Annotated in this window: 17 protein-coding genes and 1 other annotated feature; all 17 genes read left to right on the top strand. The window is 53.3% G+C overall.

The features are described 5' to 3' along the window. Positions 1 to 40: 40 nt before the first annotated feature. The 17 genes from ACTHO6_RS08520 (at position 41) to ileS (ending at position 15,712) form a co-directional block, all read left to right on the top strand. Positions 41 to 835, top strand: coding sequence for a cell division protein FtsQ/DivIB (locus ACTHO6_RS08520; RefSeq protein ID WP_440241115.1), 795 nt, complete (start codon positions 41 to 43; stop codon positions 833 to 835). Positions 836 to 856: 21 nt separating this feature from the next. Next, positions 857 to 1,567 carry a DUF881 domain-containing protein gene (locus ACTHO6_RS08515; RefSeq protein WP_440241114.1) on the top strand — a complete coding sequence of 237 codons (711 nt, stop codon included), beginning with the start codon at positions 857 to 859 and terminating at the stop codon, positions 1,565 to 1,567. Between the two features lie 24 nt (positions 1,568 to 1,591). Next, the gene (locus tag ACTHO6_RS08510; RefSeq protein WP_440241113.1) at positions 1,592 to 2,338 is read left to right on the top strand and encodes a DUF881 domain-containing protein; all 747 of its coding nucleotides are present in this window, start codon (positions 1,592 to 1,594) and stop codon (positions 2,336 to 2,338) included. 2 nt (positions 2,339 to 2,340) lie between these two features. Continuing rightward, positions 2,341 to 2,688 (top strand): small basic family protein, encoded by a 348-nt coding sequence (locus ACTHO6_RS08505; RefSeq protein WP_005832967.1) that lies wholly within the window; start codon positions 2,341 to 2,343, stop codon positions 2,686 to 2,688. A gap of 143 nt (positions 2,689 to 2,831) precedes the next feature. After that, positions 2,832 to 4,085, top strand: coding sequence for a cell division protein FtsA (gene ftsA, locus ACTHO6_RS08500; RefSeq protein WP_440241112.1), 1,254 nt, complete (start codon positions 2,832 to 2,834; stop codon positions 4,083 to 4,085). A gap of 147 nt (positions 4,086 to 4,232) precedes the next feature. Beyond that, complete coding sequence (gene ftsZ / locus ACTHO6_RS08495; RefSeq protein ID WP_440241111.1) at positions 4,233 to 5,381, top strand: cell division protein FtsZ; 1,149 nt, start codon at positions 4,233 to 4,235, stop codon at positions 5,379 to 5,381. Positions 5,382 to 5,642: 261 nt separating this feature from the next. Further along, entirely contained in the window at positions 5,643 to 6,605 is a 963-nt protein-coding gene (spoIIGA, locus tag ACTHO6_RS08490; protein ID WP_440241110.1) for a sigma-E processing peptidase SpoIIGA, read from the top strand. A gap of 2 nt (positions 6,606 to 6,607) precedes the next feature. Beyond that, a complete protein-coding gene (gene sigE / locus ACTHO6_RS08485; RefSeq protein WP_063230402.1) occupies positions 6,608 to 7,330 on the top strand; it encodes an RNA polymerase sporulation sigma factor SigE in 723 nt (240 codons plus the stop codon). Between the two features lie 147 nt (positions 7,331 to 7,477). Then, positions 7,478 to 8,257, top strand: coding sequence for an RNA polymerase sporulation sigma factor SigG (gene sigG / locus ACTHO6_RS08480; protein ID WP_055746724.1), 780 nt, complete (start codon positions 7,478 to 7,480; stop codon positions 8,255 to 8,257). A 244-nt stretch (positions 8,258 to 8,501) separates the two neighbouring features. Then, the gene (locus tag ACTHO6_RS08475; protein WP_440241109.1) at positions 8,502 to 8,786 is read left to right on the top strand and encodes a YlmC/YmxH family sporulation protein; all 285 of its coding nucleotides are present in this window, start codon (positions 8,502 to 8,504) and stop codon (positions 8,784 to 8,786) included. 75 nt (positions 8,787 to 8,861) lie between these two features. After that, positions 8,862 to 9,698: a peptidoglycan editing factor PgeF gene (gene pgeF, locus ACTHO6_RS08470; RefSeq protein ID WP_440241108.1), complete on the top strand. Its 837-nt coding sequence runs from the start codon at positions 8,862 to 8,864 to the stop codon at positions 9,696 to 9,698. A gap of 6 nt (positions 9,699 to 9,704) precedes the next feature. Beyond that, entirely contained in the window at positions 9,705 to 10,406 is a 702-nt protein-coding gene (locus ACTHO6_RS08465) for a YggS family pyridoxal phosphate-dependent enzyme (RefSeq protein WP_440241107.1), read from the top strand. 48 nt (positions 10,407 to 10,454) lie between these two features. Next, positions 10,455 to 10,880 carry a cell division protein SepF gene (locus tag ACTHO6_RS08460; RefSeq protein WP_440241106.1) on the top strand — a complete coding sequence of 142 codons (426 nt, stop codon included), beginning with the start codon at positions 10,455 to 10,457 and terminating at the stop codon, positions 10,878 to 10,880. A gap of 26 nt (positions 10,881 to 10,906) precedes the next feature. After that, entirely contained in the window at positions 10,907 to 11,170 is a 264-nt protein-coding gene (locus ACTHO6_RS08455) for a YggT family protein (protein ID WP_440241105.1), read from the top strand. A gap of 16 nt (positions 11,171 to 11,186) precedes the next feature. Next, complete coding sequence (locus ACTHO6_RS08450; RefSeq protein WP_440241104.1) at positions 11,187 to 11,960, top strand: RNA-binding protein; 774 nt, start codon at positions 11,187 to 11,189, stop codon at positions 11,958 to 11,960. A gap of 100 nt (positions 11,961 to 12,060) precedes the next feature. Further along, positions 12,061 to 12,546 carry a DivIVA domain-containing protein gene (locus ACTHO6_RS08445; RefSeq protein ID WP_440241103.1) on the top strand — a complete coding sequence of 162 codons (486 nt, stop codon included), beginning with the start codon at positions 12,061 to 12,063 and terminating at the stop codon, positions 12,544 to 12,546. A 67-nt stretch (positions 12,547 to 12,613) separates the two neighbouring features. Next, positions 12,614 to 12,879 (top strand) — a binding site (T-box leader). Between the two features lie 49 nt (positions 12,880 to 12,928). Further along, positions 12,929 to 15,712: an isoleucine--tRNA ligase gene (gene ileS, locus ACTHO6_RS08440; RefSeq protein WP_440241102.1), complete on the top strand. Its 2,784-nt coding sequence runs from the start codon at positions 12,929 to 12,931 to the stop codon at positions 15,710 to 15,712. The last annotated feature ends 85 nt before the right edge of the window (positions 15,713 to 15,797 follow it).

Raw genomic sequence — 15,797 nt, 5'->3', positions numbered from 1 at the left:
TGCGGGCGATAGCCCAGCATGCATGAGGAAGGATTCGGCCATGGCGGTATTTGAGGAACGCATTCCGCAAGTCAAGCAGCAACGTCCCAGAAGGAGAGGCAACCGCAAGCTGGTCTCTCTCCTGGTGCTGTTTTTTCTGATTGTACTTATCATCGTGTTTATTCGCTCGCCGTACAGCAAAGTGCAGGAAATTCAAGTAATCGGCAATGACATTTACACAGCGGAGCAAATTGTCCAGCAGTCGGGGCTCTCGCGCGATATGCAATTTCTCAACGTGTGGGAGAGCAACGTGCAGAGCAATCTGCAACCGCTAGAGGGCATCAAAAACGTCACAATCAGCCGCTCCTTTCCGGGAGTGATCCGGCTGCATGTGACGGAGCTGAAGCGCGTCGCTTTCTGGAACGGACAGGACGGCAGCCGCTATCCCTTGCTCGAAAACGGCAAAGTGCTGAAGCAGGTGAATTTCGCCGATCGCGTGGTGGACAGGCCCCTGGTCAGTTCCTGGTCAGCGCCTGAGCTCCTTCCGAATCTCGCCAAGGCGTTATCCAGACTGACGCCGGACGTGCTGGCAGAGATTTCGGACATAACTTTGACGCCAACGGTGTACGATAAGCAGCGGGTAACCTTGTACATGCGCGACGGAAACGAAGTGCGCAGCGTGCTTTACAAGCTCGACAAGATGCTGAACTGGTATCCGGCAATCGTAGCAGAGCTGCCCGCAGGCACCAAAGGGGTGCTCTCGATGTTTGAGCAACCGTGGTTTGTTCCGTACGGTGTGGACAGCAACGCGATCCCGCTGACGGACAATCCGCAGCAACAAGAAGAGCAGCAGTAACGAAAAAAGGGGAAGCAGACAATGAGTCGTCGCCGCAAGTTTCATTTTTATTTAACCGTCGTGACCTTCTGTACAGGCTTTCTGGTAGCGACCTCGTTTGAAACGACCAAGCTCACGCGCAAGGAGCGGATGAATGATCAGCTGTTCCAGCAGGAAACGCAGCTGAACGATCGAATTTTGTCCGAAAAAGAACAAAACCGACACCTGGAAGACCAGCTGCTCGACTTGCAGCGGCAGGTAGGAAAAGTCGAGGAAGCGATGGCGCAGCGAAAATCGGAAGCAGCGGAAATTCTCAGCCAGCTGGAAGCCGCGCGGATGCTCTCCGGTGTCGTGGCCGTAGAAGGCCCGGGAATCGTCATTACGATGCAGGACAGCCAAACGGCCGCCAGTAGCTCGGACATCGCCAACTTCATCGTACATGAACAGGATGTCCGCCTGGTTGTCAACGAACTGCGTGCGGCGGGAGCGGAGGCGATCAGCATCAACGGACAGAGGCTGGTGAGCAACTCCTCTATCCGCTGTGTCGGACCGACGATCATCGTCAACGGAATCAAGTCAGCCGCTCCTTTTGTGATTTCGGCAATCGGCAATCCGGAGACAATGGAGAGCGCATTGAATTTGCCGGGGGGAGTGCTGCACTCCTTGCGAGATTTTGTCCAAATCGACCTGGTGAAAAAAGACAAGCTGCAATTGCCGGCCTTCGTCGGCGACGCCAAAACGAAACACTCCTAAAAGGGAAAAGGATGCGTTTGCCCTATGTTGCAAAAAAGCCGTAAAATCACGTTTATTCTTGCCATTATTAGTGCTATCATAGGTGTGATGCTGGCTGTACAGTTGCGCAGCAGCTTACATCCCGTCCATAAGGAGTCTCGCAGCATCGCGGAGCTTCGGACCACGCTTCAAAAAGAACTGGAGAAACACAAGAACCTGCTTGCAGATATTTCCAAATACAATCAGTTGTACTACCAATACGAAACCGCACTCAGTGAAGACGAGAGCATTTCTGTCATGAAAGATGAGCTGGAACGAAACCGTCGATTGGCCGGAATGGTGGAAGTGGAAGGAGAGGGCATTGTGTTGCAAGTCGTCGATGCCCCCATGCCCGAGGAGCCGATTCTGGACGAACACATGCAGGTGCCTGTTGTAGGGGAATACACGATTGACGATGAAGATTTGCGCTGGTTGGTCAATATCCTGTTTGCGAACGGAGCGCAGGCGATATCCATCAATGAGCACAGGCTCATTGCCACCTCCGCGATTCGCAATGTCGGGGATGTCATTCAGATCGATACGAGGACGATCAGGCCTCCGTATGAGATAAAAGCATTGGGGGAGCCGGAAGTGCTGCTGTCCGCCTTGAAGCTGGAAGGAGTCGAAGAAAACTTCCGGCTCGCGAATAAAAAGGTGCTGGCCGAAAAACGGGACAAGCTGATGATTGCCGCAAACAAAGAAACACGCTTGATTCAATTTATGAAACCTGTAAAAGAAAAAGGAGATTCGTAACCATGTGGCTCCCGCTTATCGGACTGATTGTCGGTCTCGCTGTCGGCTTCCTTCTGGATTGGCGCGTGCCCCAGGAGTATAGCAGCTATCTCTCTATTGCCCTTTTGGCTGGATTGGACACGATCTTTGGAGGGATTCGCTCCTTTTTGGAGCGCACTTTCAACGTTCGGATCTTCATGTCCGGATTCTTTTTCAATACGCTGTTTGCAGCCGGACTTGCCTTCATCGGAGGCTTTCTGGGGATTGATCTGTACCTGGCGGCAATTGTCGCTTTCGGGGTTCGTCTGTTCAACAACCTCGCTGTCATTAGGAGAATTGTTCTATCCCGGTGGATCAATCAGCAGGAATAGCCGGAACAAATGGGAAGAAGGTCATTTTTTTACAAAAATTCTAGATGAAAAAAAGGGAATGGTTGTCCTGTGTGGAATAATTTATGCAGGTGTTCTCATTTCATTAGCAAGACAAAAGACGTAGCAGGGGAGGTGTCACAGGTTTGGTAAGTAATGAACTCATCGTCAGCCTAGACATTGGAACATCCAAAGTACGCGTCATGATCGGCGAAATCAACAACGGTTCCATCAACATCATCGGCGTCGGACAATCACATTCTGAAGGCATCAAGAAAGGCGTGATTGTTGACATCGACCAAACCGTGCATGCCATCCGGGAAGCGGTTGACCATGCCGAGCGCATGGTTGGCGTTTCAATCGAAGAAGTGTATGTGGGGATCACTGGAAACCATATCGAGTTGCATGAAACCCAAGGGGTTGTCGCTGTATCCAGCGAAGACCGTGAGATACGAGAAGAAGATATCCAACGCGTCATTCAGGCAGCGAAGGTTGTAGCGATTCCGCCGGACCGTGAAATCATTGAGGTAGTTCCGAAGGAGTACATCGTAGATGGGCAGGGTAGTATAAAAGACCCAAGGGGCATGATTGGCGTCCGTCTGGAAATGGAAGGTACGATTGTAACCGGATTGAAGACGGTTGTACATAACATTGTTCGCTGTGCGCAACGGACCAATCTGCGTGTGGCTGGAATTTTCTTGCAACCACTTGCGGCCAGCACTGTCGCCCTCTCCAAAGATGACAAAAACATGGGTGTCGTTCTTGTCGACATCGGTGCGGGTTCTACCACGATCGGTGTATTCGAGCAAGGGAATTTGGCAGCGACCACCGTGATCGGCATCGGTGGCGACCACATTACAAACGACATTGCACTGGGCTTGCGCACACATACGGATGTGGCAGACCGCGTGAAGATAAAGAATGGGTGTGCATTGATCGACGAAGCTTCTGAAGATGTGAAATTCAAGGTGAACCGGATTGGCAGTGAAGTAGAGAAGCAGTTTACGCAAGTCGATTTGGCCAATATCATTGAGCCGCGCGCTGCAGAAATATTCCAACTGGTCGAGGATGCTGTTTACAAGATGGGCTTCCGCGACGAAATTGCAGGTGGCTACGTTCTCACAGGCGGTACCGTAGCGATGCCTGGCATGCTGGAATTGGCAAAAGAAGAGTTAAACGCACCTGTTCGCATCGCAATTCCTGATTACATCGGAGTGCGGGATCCTGCCTACACCACAGGGGTAGGTTTGATTCAATATGCCTTGCAGTTGATGGAGCGCCGCAGCGTACGCGTCACCCCCTCATTCAAGGGCACTCAGAAGCAAACCGTTGTGAAACAGCCGAAAGAAGGCGGCGGTTTGATGGAAAAAGTGAAAAACTGGTTTAGCGAATTTATTTAGTCGCTTGCCGTCGTTCGCACAATGGCGAAAATGGGCATGTTTCGTTCTTCGAAAAACATGGAAGAGAATAACGAGATGTCCCATTCGTTGGTCAGTCGGCTTCTTGGGCCACGAAGTTTTTATGTTGAATTGGGGAGGACTAGCAATATGCTGGAATTTGATATGGACATGGAATCCTTTGCACGAATTAAAGTAATCGGATGCGGTGGCGGCGGAAGCAATGCTGTCAACCGCATGATCGCAGGCGGTGTGAAAGGGGTCGAGTTCATCACCCTGAACACCGATGCCCAGGCGCTCCAACTGTCCAGCGCAGATATCAAGCTGCAAATTGGCGAAAAATTGACGCGCGGTCTCGGAGCTGGCGCGAACCCTGAAATCGGAAAAAAAGCAGCGGAAGAAAGCCGCGATATGATTGAAAATGCCCTGCGCGGTGCGGACATGGTATTCGTAACGGCAGGAATGGGCGGAGGAACCGGTACGGGTGCCGCTCCTGTCGTCGCAGAGATTGCCAAAGAATTGGGCGCTCTCACCGTTGGTGTCGTCACCCGTCCGTTTTCCTTTGAAGGCCGCAAGCGTTCCCAACACGGCGAAGCCGGTATCGCTGCGCTCAAGGAAAAAGTAGACACGCTGATCGTCATTCCAAACGACCGTTTGCTGGAAATCGTCGATAAAAATACGCCGATGCTGGAAGCGTTCCGGGAAGCGGACAACATCCTGCGCCAGGGGGTGCAAGGAATTTCCGACCTGATCGCCGTACCGGGGCTGATTAACCTCGACTTCGCTGACGTGAAAACGATCATGACCGAGCGCGGTTCCGCCCTGATGGGGATTGGCGTGGGCAGCGGAGAAAACCGTGCGGCTGAAGCAGCTCGCCGTGCGATTTCCAGCCCGCTTCTGGAGACCTCCATCGACGGCGCGCGCGGTGTCCTGATGAACATCACAGGCGGCACGAATCTGAGCCTGTACGAAGTAAACGAAGCAGCAGATATCGTTTCTTCCGCGGCCGATCCGGATGTCAACATGATTTTCGGTGCCGTCATCAACGAAGATTTGAAAAATGAACTGGTGGTTACCGTGATTGCGACCGGATTTGAGCAGACGCAGCGTGCGGCAGAGGCGCCTCGTCGCCAGCAGCAGCCTATCAGCGCCACTGGCAACCGTCCGACGCCGATTTCCAACGTGAATGCGAGCCGCGCGAAGGAAGAAGAAGATGACAAGTCCTTCTTTTCCATGGGCAATCTCGATAACCTGGATATTCCGGCCTTCCTGCGCAATCGTCGTCGCAACAAAAAATAGCGCCGTCAACCAAAAGCCTTGTTCCCATTTTCTCGGGAACAAGGCTTTTTTTGCGTAGGTATCGCCGCAAAAATGTTAGACAAAAAATCCAAAAAAACACCGTCAAGAATTGACAGACTTTACATACACATTGATATATACTGCTTTTACTGATAGAAGCCAGTGTACGCAGAACGCGCAGCACTGGCGGGAAACACACGCGACAACTCTTGCAGCTCTCGGATTTTCGCGAAGGCGAAACCAGATCGGAGGTGAGAGCAAGTGGTTGTGTATCTTGATATCATTCTACTCCTCAACCTCGCCATTGATACCTTGTTGCTCTGGTTTACGGCGTATTTTCGCAAAGAGCGCGTGGTGTGGTGGAGAATGATCGCGGCCTCCTTGTTCGGGTGTTCGTATCTCGTCTTTTTCTTTTTCCCGGCCTTTTCATCCATGTATCAATGGTCAGTCAAACTGCTCTTTTCCATTCTCATGCTCTGGATTGCATTTGGTAACAGGAGGGTGTTGTCGTTTGCGCAAAACCTGATCATCTTCTACTTTGTCGCGTTTGTCTTTGGAGGCGGGGTATTCGGCCTGCAATATTTCCTGGCCCCGCAAAACGAAATCGTCAACGGGTTGGTAGTGACGCACAATGACGGGTTTGGCGTCGGCTTCAAGCCTACTCTGGCGATTCTTCTGGTCGGCTTCGCGCTGGTCTTTTTCCTCGGAAAAAAAAGCTACAAAGCGATCCAGGAGCCGCGCAGAATCGAAGCGTTTCTGGTCGATGTCGTGGTGACGGTGAACAAGGAAAACGTCATTTGTCGCGGATTGGTGGACACGGGCAATCAGCTGCACGAGCCGATTACGCGTCTGCCGGTCATGATTATCGAAAGCCGCCTGCTGGCTCACCTGCTTCCGCCGTCGCTTCTCCGACAAACCGATGAAAACGGTGGAGTGTGGGAGAAGTTGGACGGAGCCTGGGATGACCTGCCGATCGAATGGCAGTCTCGCGTGCGTCTGATCCCGTATCGGAGCGTATCGCGGGGGATGGACTTTCTGCTTGCGATCAAGCCGGATCATGTGCTGGTGGTCCAGGAAGGGCGTCGCTATGAGACGGAAAAGGTGCTGATCGGGCTGAACCCGATTTCGCTTTCGGCCGACGGCAAGTATCAGGCTATCGTGCATCCTGCCATGATGGAAGCCTATACGCAAGAACCTACCTTTATTCTCAAACAGGAGGGCTAATCATGTATGTAAAACTTCGCCTACAACTCCAGTTGACCTGGTACCGTTTCCTGCTGTGGATTGGAGCACGCGCTGAAGAAGTCTATTATATTGGCGGGAGTGAAGCATTGCCTCCACCGTTGACGAGAGAAGAAGAGGAATTGCTTCTGGGCCGTCTGCCTTCGGGCGATCCCGCCGTGCGCGGTATGCTGATCGAACGCAATCTGCGGCTGGTTGTCTACATTGCCCGCAAGTTCGAAAATACCGGGATCAATATCGAGGATTTGGTCAGCATCGGGACGATCGGGTTGATTAAAGCGGTCAACACGTTTGACCCGGAGAAAAACATCAAGCTGGCGACATACGCCTCCCGCTGTATCGAGAACGAGATTTTGATGTATTTGCGCCGCAACAACAAAATTCGCTCCGAAGTGTCTTTTGACGAACCGCTCAACATCGACTGGGATGGCAACGAGCTGTTGCTGTCGGATGTGCTCGGCACGGAAAACGACACGATCTACAAAAACATCGAGGACCAGGTGGATCGCAAGCTGTTGAAAAAAGCGCTGGATAAGCTGTCCGAGCGGGAACGCATCATCATGGAGCTGCGCTTCGGCCTGGCAGGCGAAGAGGAGAAGACACAAAAAGACGTGGCCGATCTGCTCGGAATCTCCCAGTCGTATATTTCCCGTTTGGAAAAGCGAATTATAAAACGGTTGCGAAAAGAATTCAACAAAATGGTCTAGCGCATATTTTCCCAGCCTCAGGGGATACTGTTCCTAAACCGTAACAGATGGTGGTTTTTCCCACCTTCTTGGCGGCTACGCGTCAGTACGCGGCCTTTCAAGACAACCGGGTTAGGGACTTTTTTCTTGCTTCGAGGAGGGAAAGACGTGACGCGCAATAAGGTAGAGATATGCGGGGTAGACACCTCCAAGCTTCCGGTGCTGACAAACAAAGAAATGCGTGAGTTGTTTGAGCGCCTGCAAAGCGGTGAACTGGCTGCCCGTGAGAAACTGGTCAACGGCAACCTGCGTCTGGTGTTGAGTGTGATTCAACGGTTCAACAATCGCGGAGAGTTCGTCGACGATCTGTTTCAAGTAGGCTGCATCGGATTGATGAAAGCGATCGACAACTTTGATCTGGGGCAAAACGTGAAGTTCTCTACGTACGCCGTCCCGATGATTATCGGGGAGATCAGGCGCTATTTGCGCGACAACAACCCGATTCGCGTTTCCCGTTCGCTGCGGGACATCGCCTACAAAGCCCTTCAGGTGCGAGACAACCTGACCAACAAGCATTCGCGAGAGCCCACCATTACCGAGATTTCTCAGGAATTGAACGTCGCCAAGGAGGACGTCGTGTTCGCGCTCGATGCGATTCAGGACCCCGTCTCGCTTTTTGAGCCGATCTATCAGGATGGGGGAGATCCCATCTACGTCATGGATCAAATCAGCGATGAAAAGAACAAGGATGTTACATGGGTCGAAGAAATCGCCCTCCGCGAAGGGATGCAACGTCTGGGGGATCGGGAAAAAATGATTTTATCCATGCGCTTTTACGAGGGAAAAACCCAGATGGAAGTAGCAGAGGAAATCGGAATTTCGCAGGCACAAGTTTCCCGGCTGGAGAAGGCAGCCATCGCCCATATGCAAAAGCACGTTCAATCGTAAGGAGAAACGACATAGGTCCCGACGGTCTTGTACCGTTGGGTTTTTTTATCGAGAGAAGAGTGGACAGGCGCCTTACCCCGGATGCGTGCCATACAGGCGGCAGCGAGGGTGGGACAAGCGTTCGTTTTTTTAAGGCGTGCGGGCGTTCGCGCCAAAGCGCTGCCTTCGTTTTTTCAGGCGGAAGAGGACATATTCACCCGCTGATTCATATACTGAAAGTAACGGAGAAAAGTGGGTGAGGAGAATGGTAAAAATCTCTGACTTCCAGACCAAAGAAGTGGTGAACATCCTGGATGGGAAACGGCTGGGGACGATCTCCGATTTGGAGATCGATCTGCGCCATGGCCGCGTGGAAGCGATTGTCGTGCCGGGGCCAGGCAAGTTCCTTGGATTTTTTTCCTCCGGGAATGATTATGTCATTCCGTGGCGCAATATCGTGAAGATCGGAAAAGATGTGGTGCTGGTCCGGATGGAGGAAGCACTCAAGGTAGAAGCCAGAATGTCTGGCGGCGATGAATACAGAGAGTAGAGGGAGAAAGGCGTCCGTCAGCCTTTCTTTTCTTTTCGGCTATGGTATGATAAGCCATATGAGGAAGGTGACAGGATGAGAGAACCGTTTGTTTGGGAAGAGGAAGCATCCATCATGACGCTGACGGACTGGGAAGCGCATTTCCCCGGTCTGGTAGCGGGGTTTACCGTTCGCCTTGGCGGGGAAAGCGAAGAACCGTACGGCTCGTTTAATCTGGGACTGCATGTGGGGGACGATCCAGAGCATGTGGTCGCGAACCGCAAAAAGCTGGCCGAGCAGGTCGGGATGCCGTTTGAAGCATGGACGTGTGCTGACCAGGTTCACGGCAACCGCGTCTGCCAGGTGACGGCGAAAGGAGCGGGCAAAGACAGCCTCGAAGATGTCATTGCTGGCACAGACGGTCTGTTTACACGGGAAAAAGGAGTCTTGCTGACTTCATTTTACGCCGATTGCGTTCCGCTTTATTTTCTCGACCCGGCATCGGAGGCGATCGGGCTTGCACACGCCGGCTGGAAAGGAACGGTCGGGCGTATTGCCGAGGAAATGGTGAAGGCGCTGCAAACGCATTATCAGGCGCAGCCGGGGGACATCCGCGTGGCGATCGGACCATCCATCGGTGGCTGCTGCTACGAGGTGGATGAGCGAATCATGGCGCAGGTGCGGACAAGTACGCCAAACTGGGAACCAGCCGTCTCTCCCTCCGCAGCGGGTACATACATGCTCGATCTGCGGCGGCTGAACAGGGAGATTTTGCTGGAAGCGGGCATTTCCCGGGCAAATATGCTGGTGACGGACTGGTGTACAAGCTGCCGGACAGACTTGTTTTTCTCGCATCGCAAAGAGGCCGGGCCGGGCAAAATGACAGGGCGAATGGCTTCGTATATCGGCTGGAAGGAAACAGAAGGGAGATAATGCATCGTGGGAATCAAGGAGCAAGCATGGTTGAAAGAGAGACTGGCAGCGATCGAGGCGCGCATCCAGGCGGCCTGCCAGAGAGCGAATCGTCGGCGCGAGGACGTGAAAATCATCGCCGTGACCAAATACGTCGACGAACAGACCATCGGCGATCTGCTGGATATCGGGATCGAGCATATCGGGGAAAACCGGGTACAGGATGCCTTGCCCAAATACGAACGGCACAAAGACAGAGGCACCTGGCACTTTATCGGGCATTTGCAGACGAACAAAGTGAAAGAAGTGGTCGGACGCTTCCCGTACATCCATTCGCTGGACCGCCTCTCGCTCGCGCAGGAGCTGAACCGCCGAGCCGAGGCAATCGATCAGGTCGTCAACTGCTTTTTGCAGGTCAATATTTCCGGGGAAGAGACAAAATTTGGGCTTAGTCCCAATGATGTATTGGCTTTTTTGCGCGAAACCAGTAATATGAAACATATAAAGATCGTCGGATTAATGACGATGGCGCCTGCTGTCGAAGATCAGGAGGAGGCGCGACAAGTCTTTCGCGGTCTCTACGAGTGGAAGGCGCGGATTAATGAAGGCGCGTTTCCGCATGCTCACATCGAAGAATTGTCCATGGGCATGTCCAATGATTTTGAAGTGGCGATTGAAGAGGGAGCTACATATATTCGTCTCGGTTCTGTTTTGGTCAAGCCGGAATAGGGAAAAGAATCGACAGACTCTGGTTACGAGCGGGAGAGGAGGCAGCGTATGGGTGTTATGAACAAATTGATGGGGTTTCTGGGGCTGGATAACGAGGAATACATCGAAGAAACCACAGTGGAAGAGGAACGCGACGAGTACGATCCGACAAACAAGAAGCAGCAGTCTGTCAGCCGGGCCAGTAACGTAGTGCCGTTCCAGGCGCGGGAAAAGGAGGGAATCCGGTTGATTCTCTGTGAACCCCGTCACTATAGCGATGCGCAGGACATTGCCGACAACCTTCGTCATCGCAGGCCCGTAGTCGTCAATCTGCATCGGGTGGAAAAGGATCAAGCCAAACGAATTATCGACTTTTTGAGTGGAACGGTCTATGCGTTGAATGGAGATATCCAAAAGGTCGGCGATACGATTTTCGTGTGCACGCCAGACCATGTAGACATTCAGGGGACGATCTCCAGCGTTATGGAAGAGTAACGGATTAAGATAAAAAGGGTGAGCTAATGGCGTACTTGTTTACCATTTTAAATTTTGCGTTTACCGTGTATCAGTACATGATTATTGCCTACATCCTGATGTCCTGGGTGCCGCAGATGCGGGCAACGGGCATCGGACAGTTGCTGGAGAGGCTCGTAGAGCCGTATCTGGCGCCGTTTCGCCGGGTAATTCCCACGCTCGGATTCATTGATATTTCGCCGATCGTCGCTTTGATTGCCCTCCGTTTTGCCCAGTACGGCCTGTTTAGCATCCTGGAAAAACTGATGTAGGACGCGTGGAGTAACGATGAGCGTATTCGATCATTTTGCCAAAGAAGAACGTCCTTTTGCGGAACGGGCGCTGGAAATGCTGACGCTGGTAGAGCGTAAGCAGGCCATGCGCCTTACTGATTTTGTGGATCCACGGCAGTGGCAAATCATGAAAAGCCTTACCTCGCAAGTGCGCGATGTGAACATTTCCGCCAGTGGAGGCTATGAAGGCGCCGAGCGGGTGCGCGTCCTCATTCACCCGGATTACCTGGAAGTGGAGCCGGAGGACTTCCGTCTTGCCCTTTTGGCGATTCGGGCGGACCAGCGCTTCCACACCCTGGAACATCGCGATGTCATGGGGGCGCTCCTGCACGCCGGAATCAAACGGGAAAAGTTCGGCGACATGCTGACGGACGTCGGGATGTGCTATGCGATTGTGGCCGAGGAAGTCGCGGATTTCGTTTGTACGCAGGTGACACAGATTCACCGGACTCCGGTGCAGTTTGAACGAATGGCGTGGGAGGCCTTTACCCCGCCTGCCGTCCGCTTTGCCGAAAAGACGATTACCGTGCCGTCGCCGCGCATGGATGCCGTGATCGGGGAAGTACACCATCTGTCCCGGGCCAAGGCGCTGATCCCCATTCGGGCGGGGAAAGTCAAGGTCAATTGGAAGGTCACGGAGGACCCGTCCACCCAACTACAGCAAGGCGACATGGTGTCGATTGCCGGATACGGGCGGTTTAAAATTTTGGAAATAGCAGGACCTACGCGCAGCGGCAGATTGCGCATGATTGTCGGACTGGTTACATAAGATGAATCGAGAACGCAAAAAAATGTAAAATAAGGCAGGAAACCATGCTGATCCTGTCGAAACCATACGTACGAATTATGGGGAAAAGTGGGGGGTTCATGTGCCATTAACGCCATTGGATATACACAATAAAGAATTCAGCACAGGCTTTCGCGGCTACAACATTGACGAAGTGAACGAATTTCTCGATCAGGTCATCAAAGACTTCGAGCTGCTGATTAAAGAGAAAAAGGAAATGGAAGAACGGATTGCCATTCTCAATGAGCGTGTGGACCATTACAAGAGCCTGGAAGAAAACTTGAGCAAATCCATTCTCGTCGCCCAGGAAACAGCCGAAGACGTCAAGTCCAATGCCCGCAAGGAAGCGCAACTGATCTTGAAGGAAGCGGAGAAAAACGCGGATCGGATCGTCAATGAAGCGCTGGCCAAATCTCGGAAAATTGCCATTGAAATCGAAGAATTGAAAAAACGCGCGTCCGTCTACCGCATGCGTTTCCGCACGCTTTTGGAAGCACAACTGGAGATGCTGGAGCAGGGAGCTTGGGACGATATCGAGCAGGCGGATTCTGCGGTAGCTGTTGAATAAAACGTTGACGTTGTGCCGATGATGGTACTATAATGAATGATAACTTTGTCGAAAAATCAACCGATATCAGGACACGATGATCGGGAAGAGTACGCGGAAACTGCACTGCCAAAGAGAGTTGGGACCAGGTGAAAGCCCGACCAGTGCCGCCGCCGAAAATCACCCGGGAGTGCAACATCCGAAAGCTTGGTCGCACGTTGCTGCGCCCAGGCAAGTAAGTGAGCGCGTCATTCCCGTTACGAATGAACGAGTGGAACAAAATCCCGCAGCATGTTTTGCCGACGGGTTTGTTCAAACAGGGTGGTACCACGGGAGCCTTCTCTCGTCCCTTTTTCAGGGGATGGGAGAAGGCTTTTATTTATTTTTAGGAGTGAAGCAGGCTATGGACTATAGCAAAACCTTATCGCTACCCAAAACCGATTTCCCGATGCGCGGCAATTTGCCGACACGCGAACCGCAAATCCAGGAGAAATGGGAAGAGCTGAACATTTATCAGCAAGTGCTTGCGCGCACAGAAGGACGTCCTGCTTTTGTATTGCATGACGGTCCTCCTTACGCCAACGGCGACATCCATATCGGGCACGCGCTGAACAAAATCCTCAAGGACTTCATCGTGCGTTACAAGTCCATGGCAGGCTTCTACGCGCCGTACATCCCGGGCTGGGATACGCACGGCTTGCCGATTGAGCAGGCGATCGTCAACGCCCAAGGACTGGATCGCCGCAGCATCGAGGTCAACGACTTCCGCAAACGCTGCGAGGAGTACGCCTGGTCCTACATCGACAAGCAGCGCGATCAGTTCAAGCGACTGGGCGTTCGCGGCGACTGGGAAAATCCGTATGTGACGCTGTTGCCTGAGTATGAAGCCAACCAAATTCGCGTATTCGGCGAGATGGCGAAAAAAGGCTACATCTATAAAGGACTTCGCTGTGTCTACTGGTCTCCGTCTTCCGAGACCGCATTGGCTGATGCGGAAATCGAATACAAAGACAAGCGTTCTCCTTCCATCTACGTCAGCTTCCAGGTCGCAGACGGCAAAGGCAAGCTGGACACCGAAACAGGCGTCGTCATCTGGACGACTACGCCGTGGACGATCCCGGCGAACCTGGCGATCTCGCTCCACCCTGAGCTGGAGTACAGCGTCGTTAAAGCCGATGGACGCAAATTCCTGCTCGCCAGCGGGCTGATCGAAGCAGCCAGCAAGGAAATCGGCTGGGAAGGCGTAGAGATTCTCGCCAGCTTCAAAGGACAGGAGCTGGAGGGCGTAGTGACCAAACATCCGATCTACGACCGTCCATCGCCGCTGATTTTGGGCGAGCACGTGACACTGGATGCCGGTACGGGCTGCGTGCATACCGCTCCTGGACACGGGGAAGATGACTTTGCTGTGGGACAAAAATACAACCTCGGGGTGCTGTGCCCGGTTGACCACGAAGGAAAAATGACCAGTGAAGCTCCCGGTTTTGAAGGTTTGTTCTACGAGGATGCCAACAAAGCAGTTACCGAGAAGCTGCAAGAAAACGGAGCGCTCTTGAAGCTCAGTTTCTTCACGCACTCCTACCCGCACGACTGGCGGACGAAAAAGCCGGTGATCTACCGAGCGACCGAGCAATGGTTCGCTTCCATCGACGGCTTCCGCGAGCAGATGCTCGAAGCGATCAAAAACGTCAAATGGATTCCGCATTGGGGCGAAACCCGTCTGGCGAACATGATCGCCGACCGCGGCGACTGGTGCATTTCCCGTCAGCGCGTCTGGGGCGTTCCGATCCCGATTTTTTATTGCAAATCGTGCAACGAGCCGATCATCAACGACACGACGATCGACCATATCGCGGAGCTGTTCCGCAAAGAAGGCTCTTCTGTCTGGTTTGCCCGCGAAGCAAACGAGCTGGTTCCAGAGGGACTTGCTTGCAAGTGCGGTTGCAAAGACTTCCGTAAAGAAACAGATATCATGGACGTCTGGTTCGACTCCGGCTCTTCCCACCAGGCCGTTCTGCGCGAGCGCGGCATTGCTTGGCCGGCTGACTTGTACCTGGAAGGCTCCGACCAATATCGCGGCTGGTTCAACTCATCGCTGTCCACAGGCGTTGCCGTCTACGGCACAGCGCCGTACAAGGCGGTACTGAGCCACGGCTTCGCGCTCGACGGAGAAGGCCGCAAAATGTCCAAGTCGCTCGGCAACGTCGTTGTGCCGCAGCAAGTGATCGACAAGCTGGGCGCCGACATCCTGCGCCTGTGGGTAGCTTCTGTCGACTACCAGGCAGATGTGCGCATTTCCGATGCGATTCTGAATCAGATCGCGGAGGTGTATCGCAAAATCCGCAACACCTTCCGCTTCCTGCTGGGCAACCTCGATGGATTTGACCCGGCAAAAGACCGCGTCGCGTATGAGCAGCTGGGCGAGCTGGACCGTTATGTCTTGGCAAAAGCAGCGAAGGTCGTCAAGCGCTCCCGCAAAGCGTATGACGAATACCAGTTCCATACCGTTTTCCATGCGGTGCACAACTTCTGCGTGATCGACCTGTCTGCTTTTTACCTGGACATTTGCAAAGACCGTCTGTACGTAGAAGCGCCTGACAGCGTAAAACGCCGCGCAGCGCAAACGGTCATGTACGATTGCCTGCTCAGCCTGGTGAAGCTGGTAGCGCCGATTCTGCCGCATACCGCCGACGAGGTATGGTCCTTCATCCCAGGTGTGACCGAACCGAGCGTGCAGCTGACCGACATGCCGGAAGGCGACGAGCAGCACCTGAGCTTCGCTGCCGAAGCGGAAAGCAAATGGGACGCGTTCCTCGCTGTCCGCGACGAAGTGCTCAAAGCGATGGAAGAAGCGCGCCGCAACAAAGTGTTCGGCAACTCTGTCGACGCGAAGCTGGCGCTCTATCCGCAAACAGAGGAAGCAGCCCAAGCGTTGGCGGCCATGGACGATCTGGCCGACCTGTTCATCGTCGCTCACGTCGATCTGCACACTCTCGGCGAAGCCGTTCCGACCGAAGCGGTACAGCTCGAAGGCATTGCAGTCGTCGTTTCCGCGGCGGACGGCCAAAAATGCGAACGCTGCCGCGTCGTGAAGCAGGACGTAGGCGCCCGCGAAGCGCATCCGTCGATCTGCGTACGCTGCGCCGATATCGTGGAGCAGCATTATGCGCATGTAACGGAATCGTAATCACCGAGTTTTTTTCGACCTGTCATCCCGAAGAGGGTGGCAGGTTTTTTTACAGATAAGAATGGATAAGATTCTTATCCAGTAT

The organism is Brevibacillus sp. SAFN-007a (assembly GCF_051967035.1).
In the GTDB taxonomy this organism is placed as follows: domain Bacteria; phylum Bacillota; class Bacilli; order Brevibacillales; family Brevibacillaceae; genus Brevibacillus.
The sequence above is the reverse complement of the archived record's forward strand: the minus strand, read 5'-3'. Positions and strand labels throughout refer to the sequence as shown.

Bases quoted from the DNA above. Each gene is read 5' to 3' on its own strand.
- pgeF (WP_440241108.1), top strand. From the start codon at position 8,862: ATGAGAGAACCGTTTGTTTGGGAAGAGGAAGCATCCATCATGACGCTG.
- ACTHO6_RS08455 (WP_440241105.1), top strand. From the start codon at position 10,907: ATGGCGTACTTGTTTACCATTTTAAATTTTGCGTTTACCGTGTATCAG.
- ACTHO6_RS08520 (WP_440241115.1), top strand. From the start codon at position 41: ATGGCGGTATTTGAGGAACGCATTCCGCAAGTCAAGCAGCAACGTCCC.
- ACTHO6_RS08460 (WP_440241106.1), top strand. From the start codon at position 10,455: ATGGGTGTTATGAACAAATTGATGGGGTTTCTGGGGCTGGATAACGAG.
- ileS (WP_440241102.1), top strand. From the start codon at position 12,929: ATGGACTATAGCAAAACCTTATCGCTACCCAAAACCGATTTCCCGATG.
- ftsZ (WP_440241111.1), top strand. From the start codon at position 4,233: ATGCTGGAATTTGATATGGACATGGAATCCTTTGCACGAATTAAAGTA.
- ACTHO6_RS08505 (WP_005832967.1), top strand. From the start codon at position 2,341: ATGTGGCTCCCGCTTATCGGACTGATTGTCGGTCTCGCTGTCGGCTTC.
- ACTHO6_RS08475 (WP_440241109.1), top strand. From the start codon at position 8,502: ATGGTAAAAATCTCTGACTTCCAGACCAAAGAAGTGGTGAACATCCTG.
- ACTHO6_RS08515 (WP_440241114.1), top strand. From the start codon at position 857: ATGAGTCGTCGCCGCAAGTTTCATTTTTATTTAACCGTCGTGACCTTC.
- sigE (WP_063230402.1), top strand. From the start codon at position 6,608: ATGTATGTAAAACTTCGCCTACAACTCCAGTTGACCTGGTACCGTTTC.
- ACTHO6_RS08510 (WP_440241113.1), top strand. From the start codon at position 1,592: ATGTTGCAAAAAAGCCGTAAAATCACGTTTATTCTTGCCATTATTAGT.
- ACTHO6_RS08450 (WP_440241104.1), top strand. From the start codon at position 11,187: ATGAGCGTATTCGATCATTTTGCCAAAGAAGAACGTCCTTTTGCGGAA.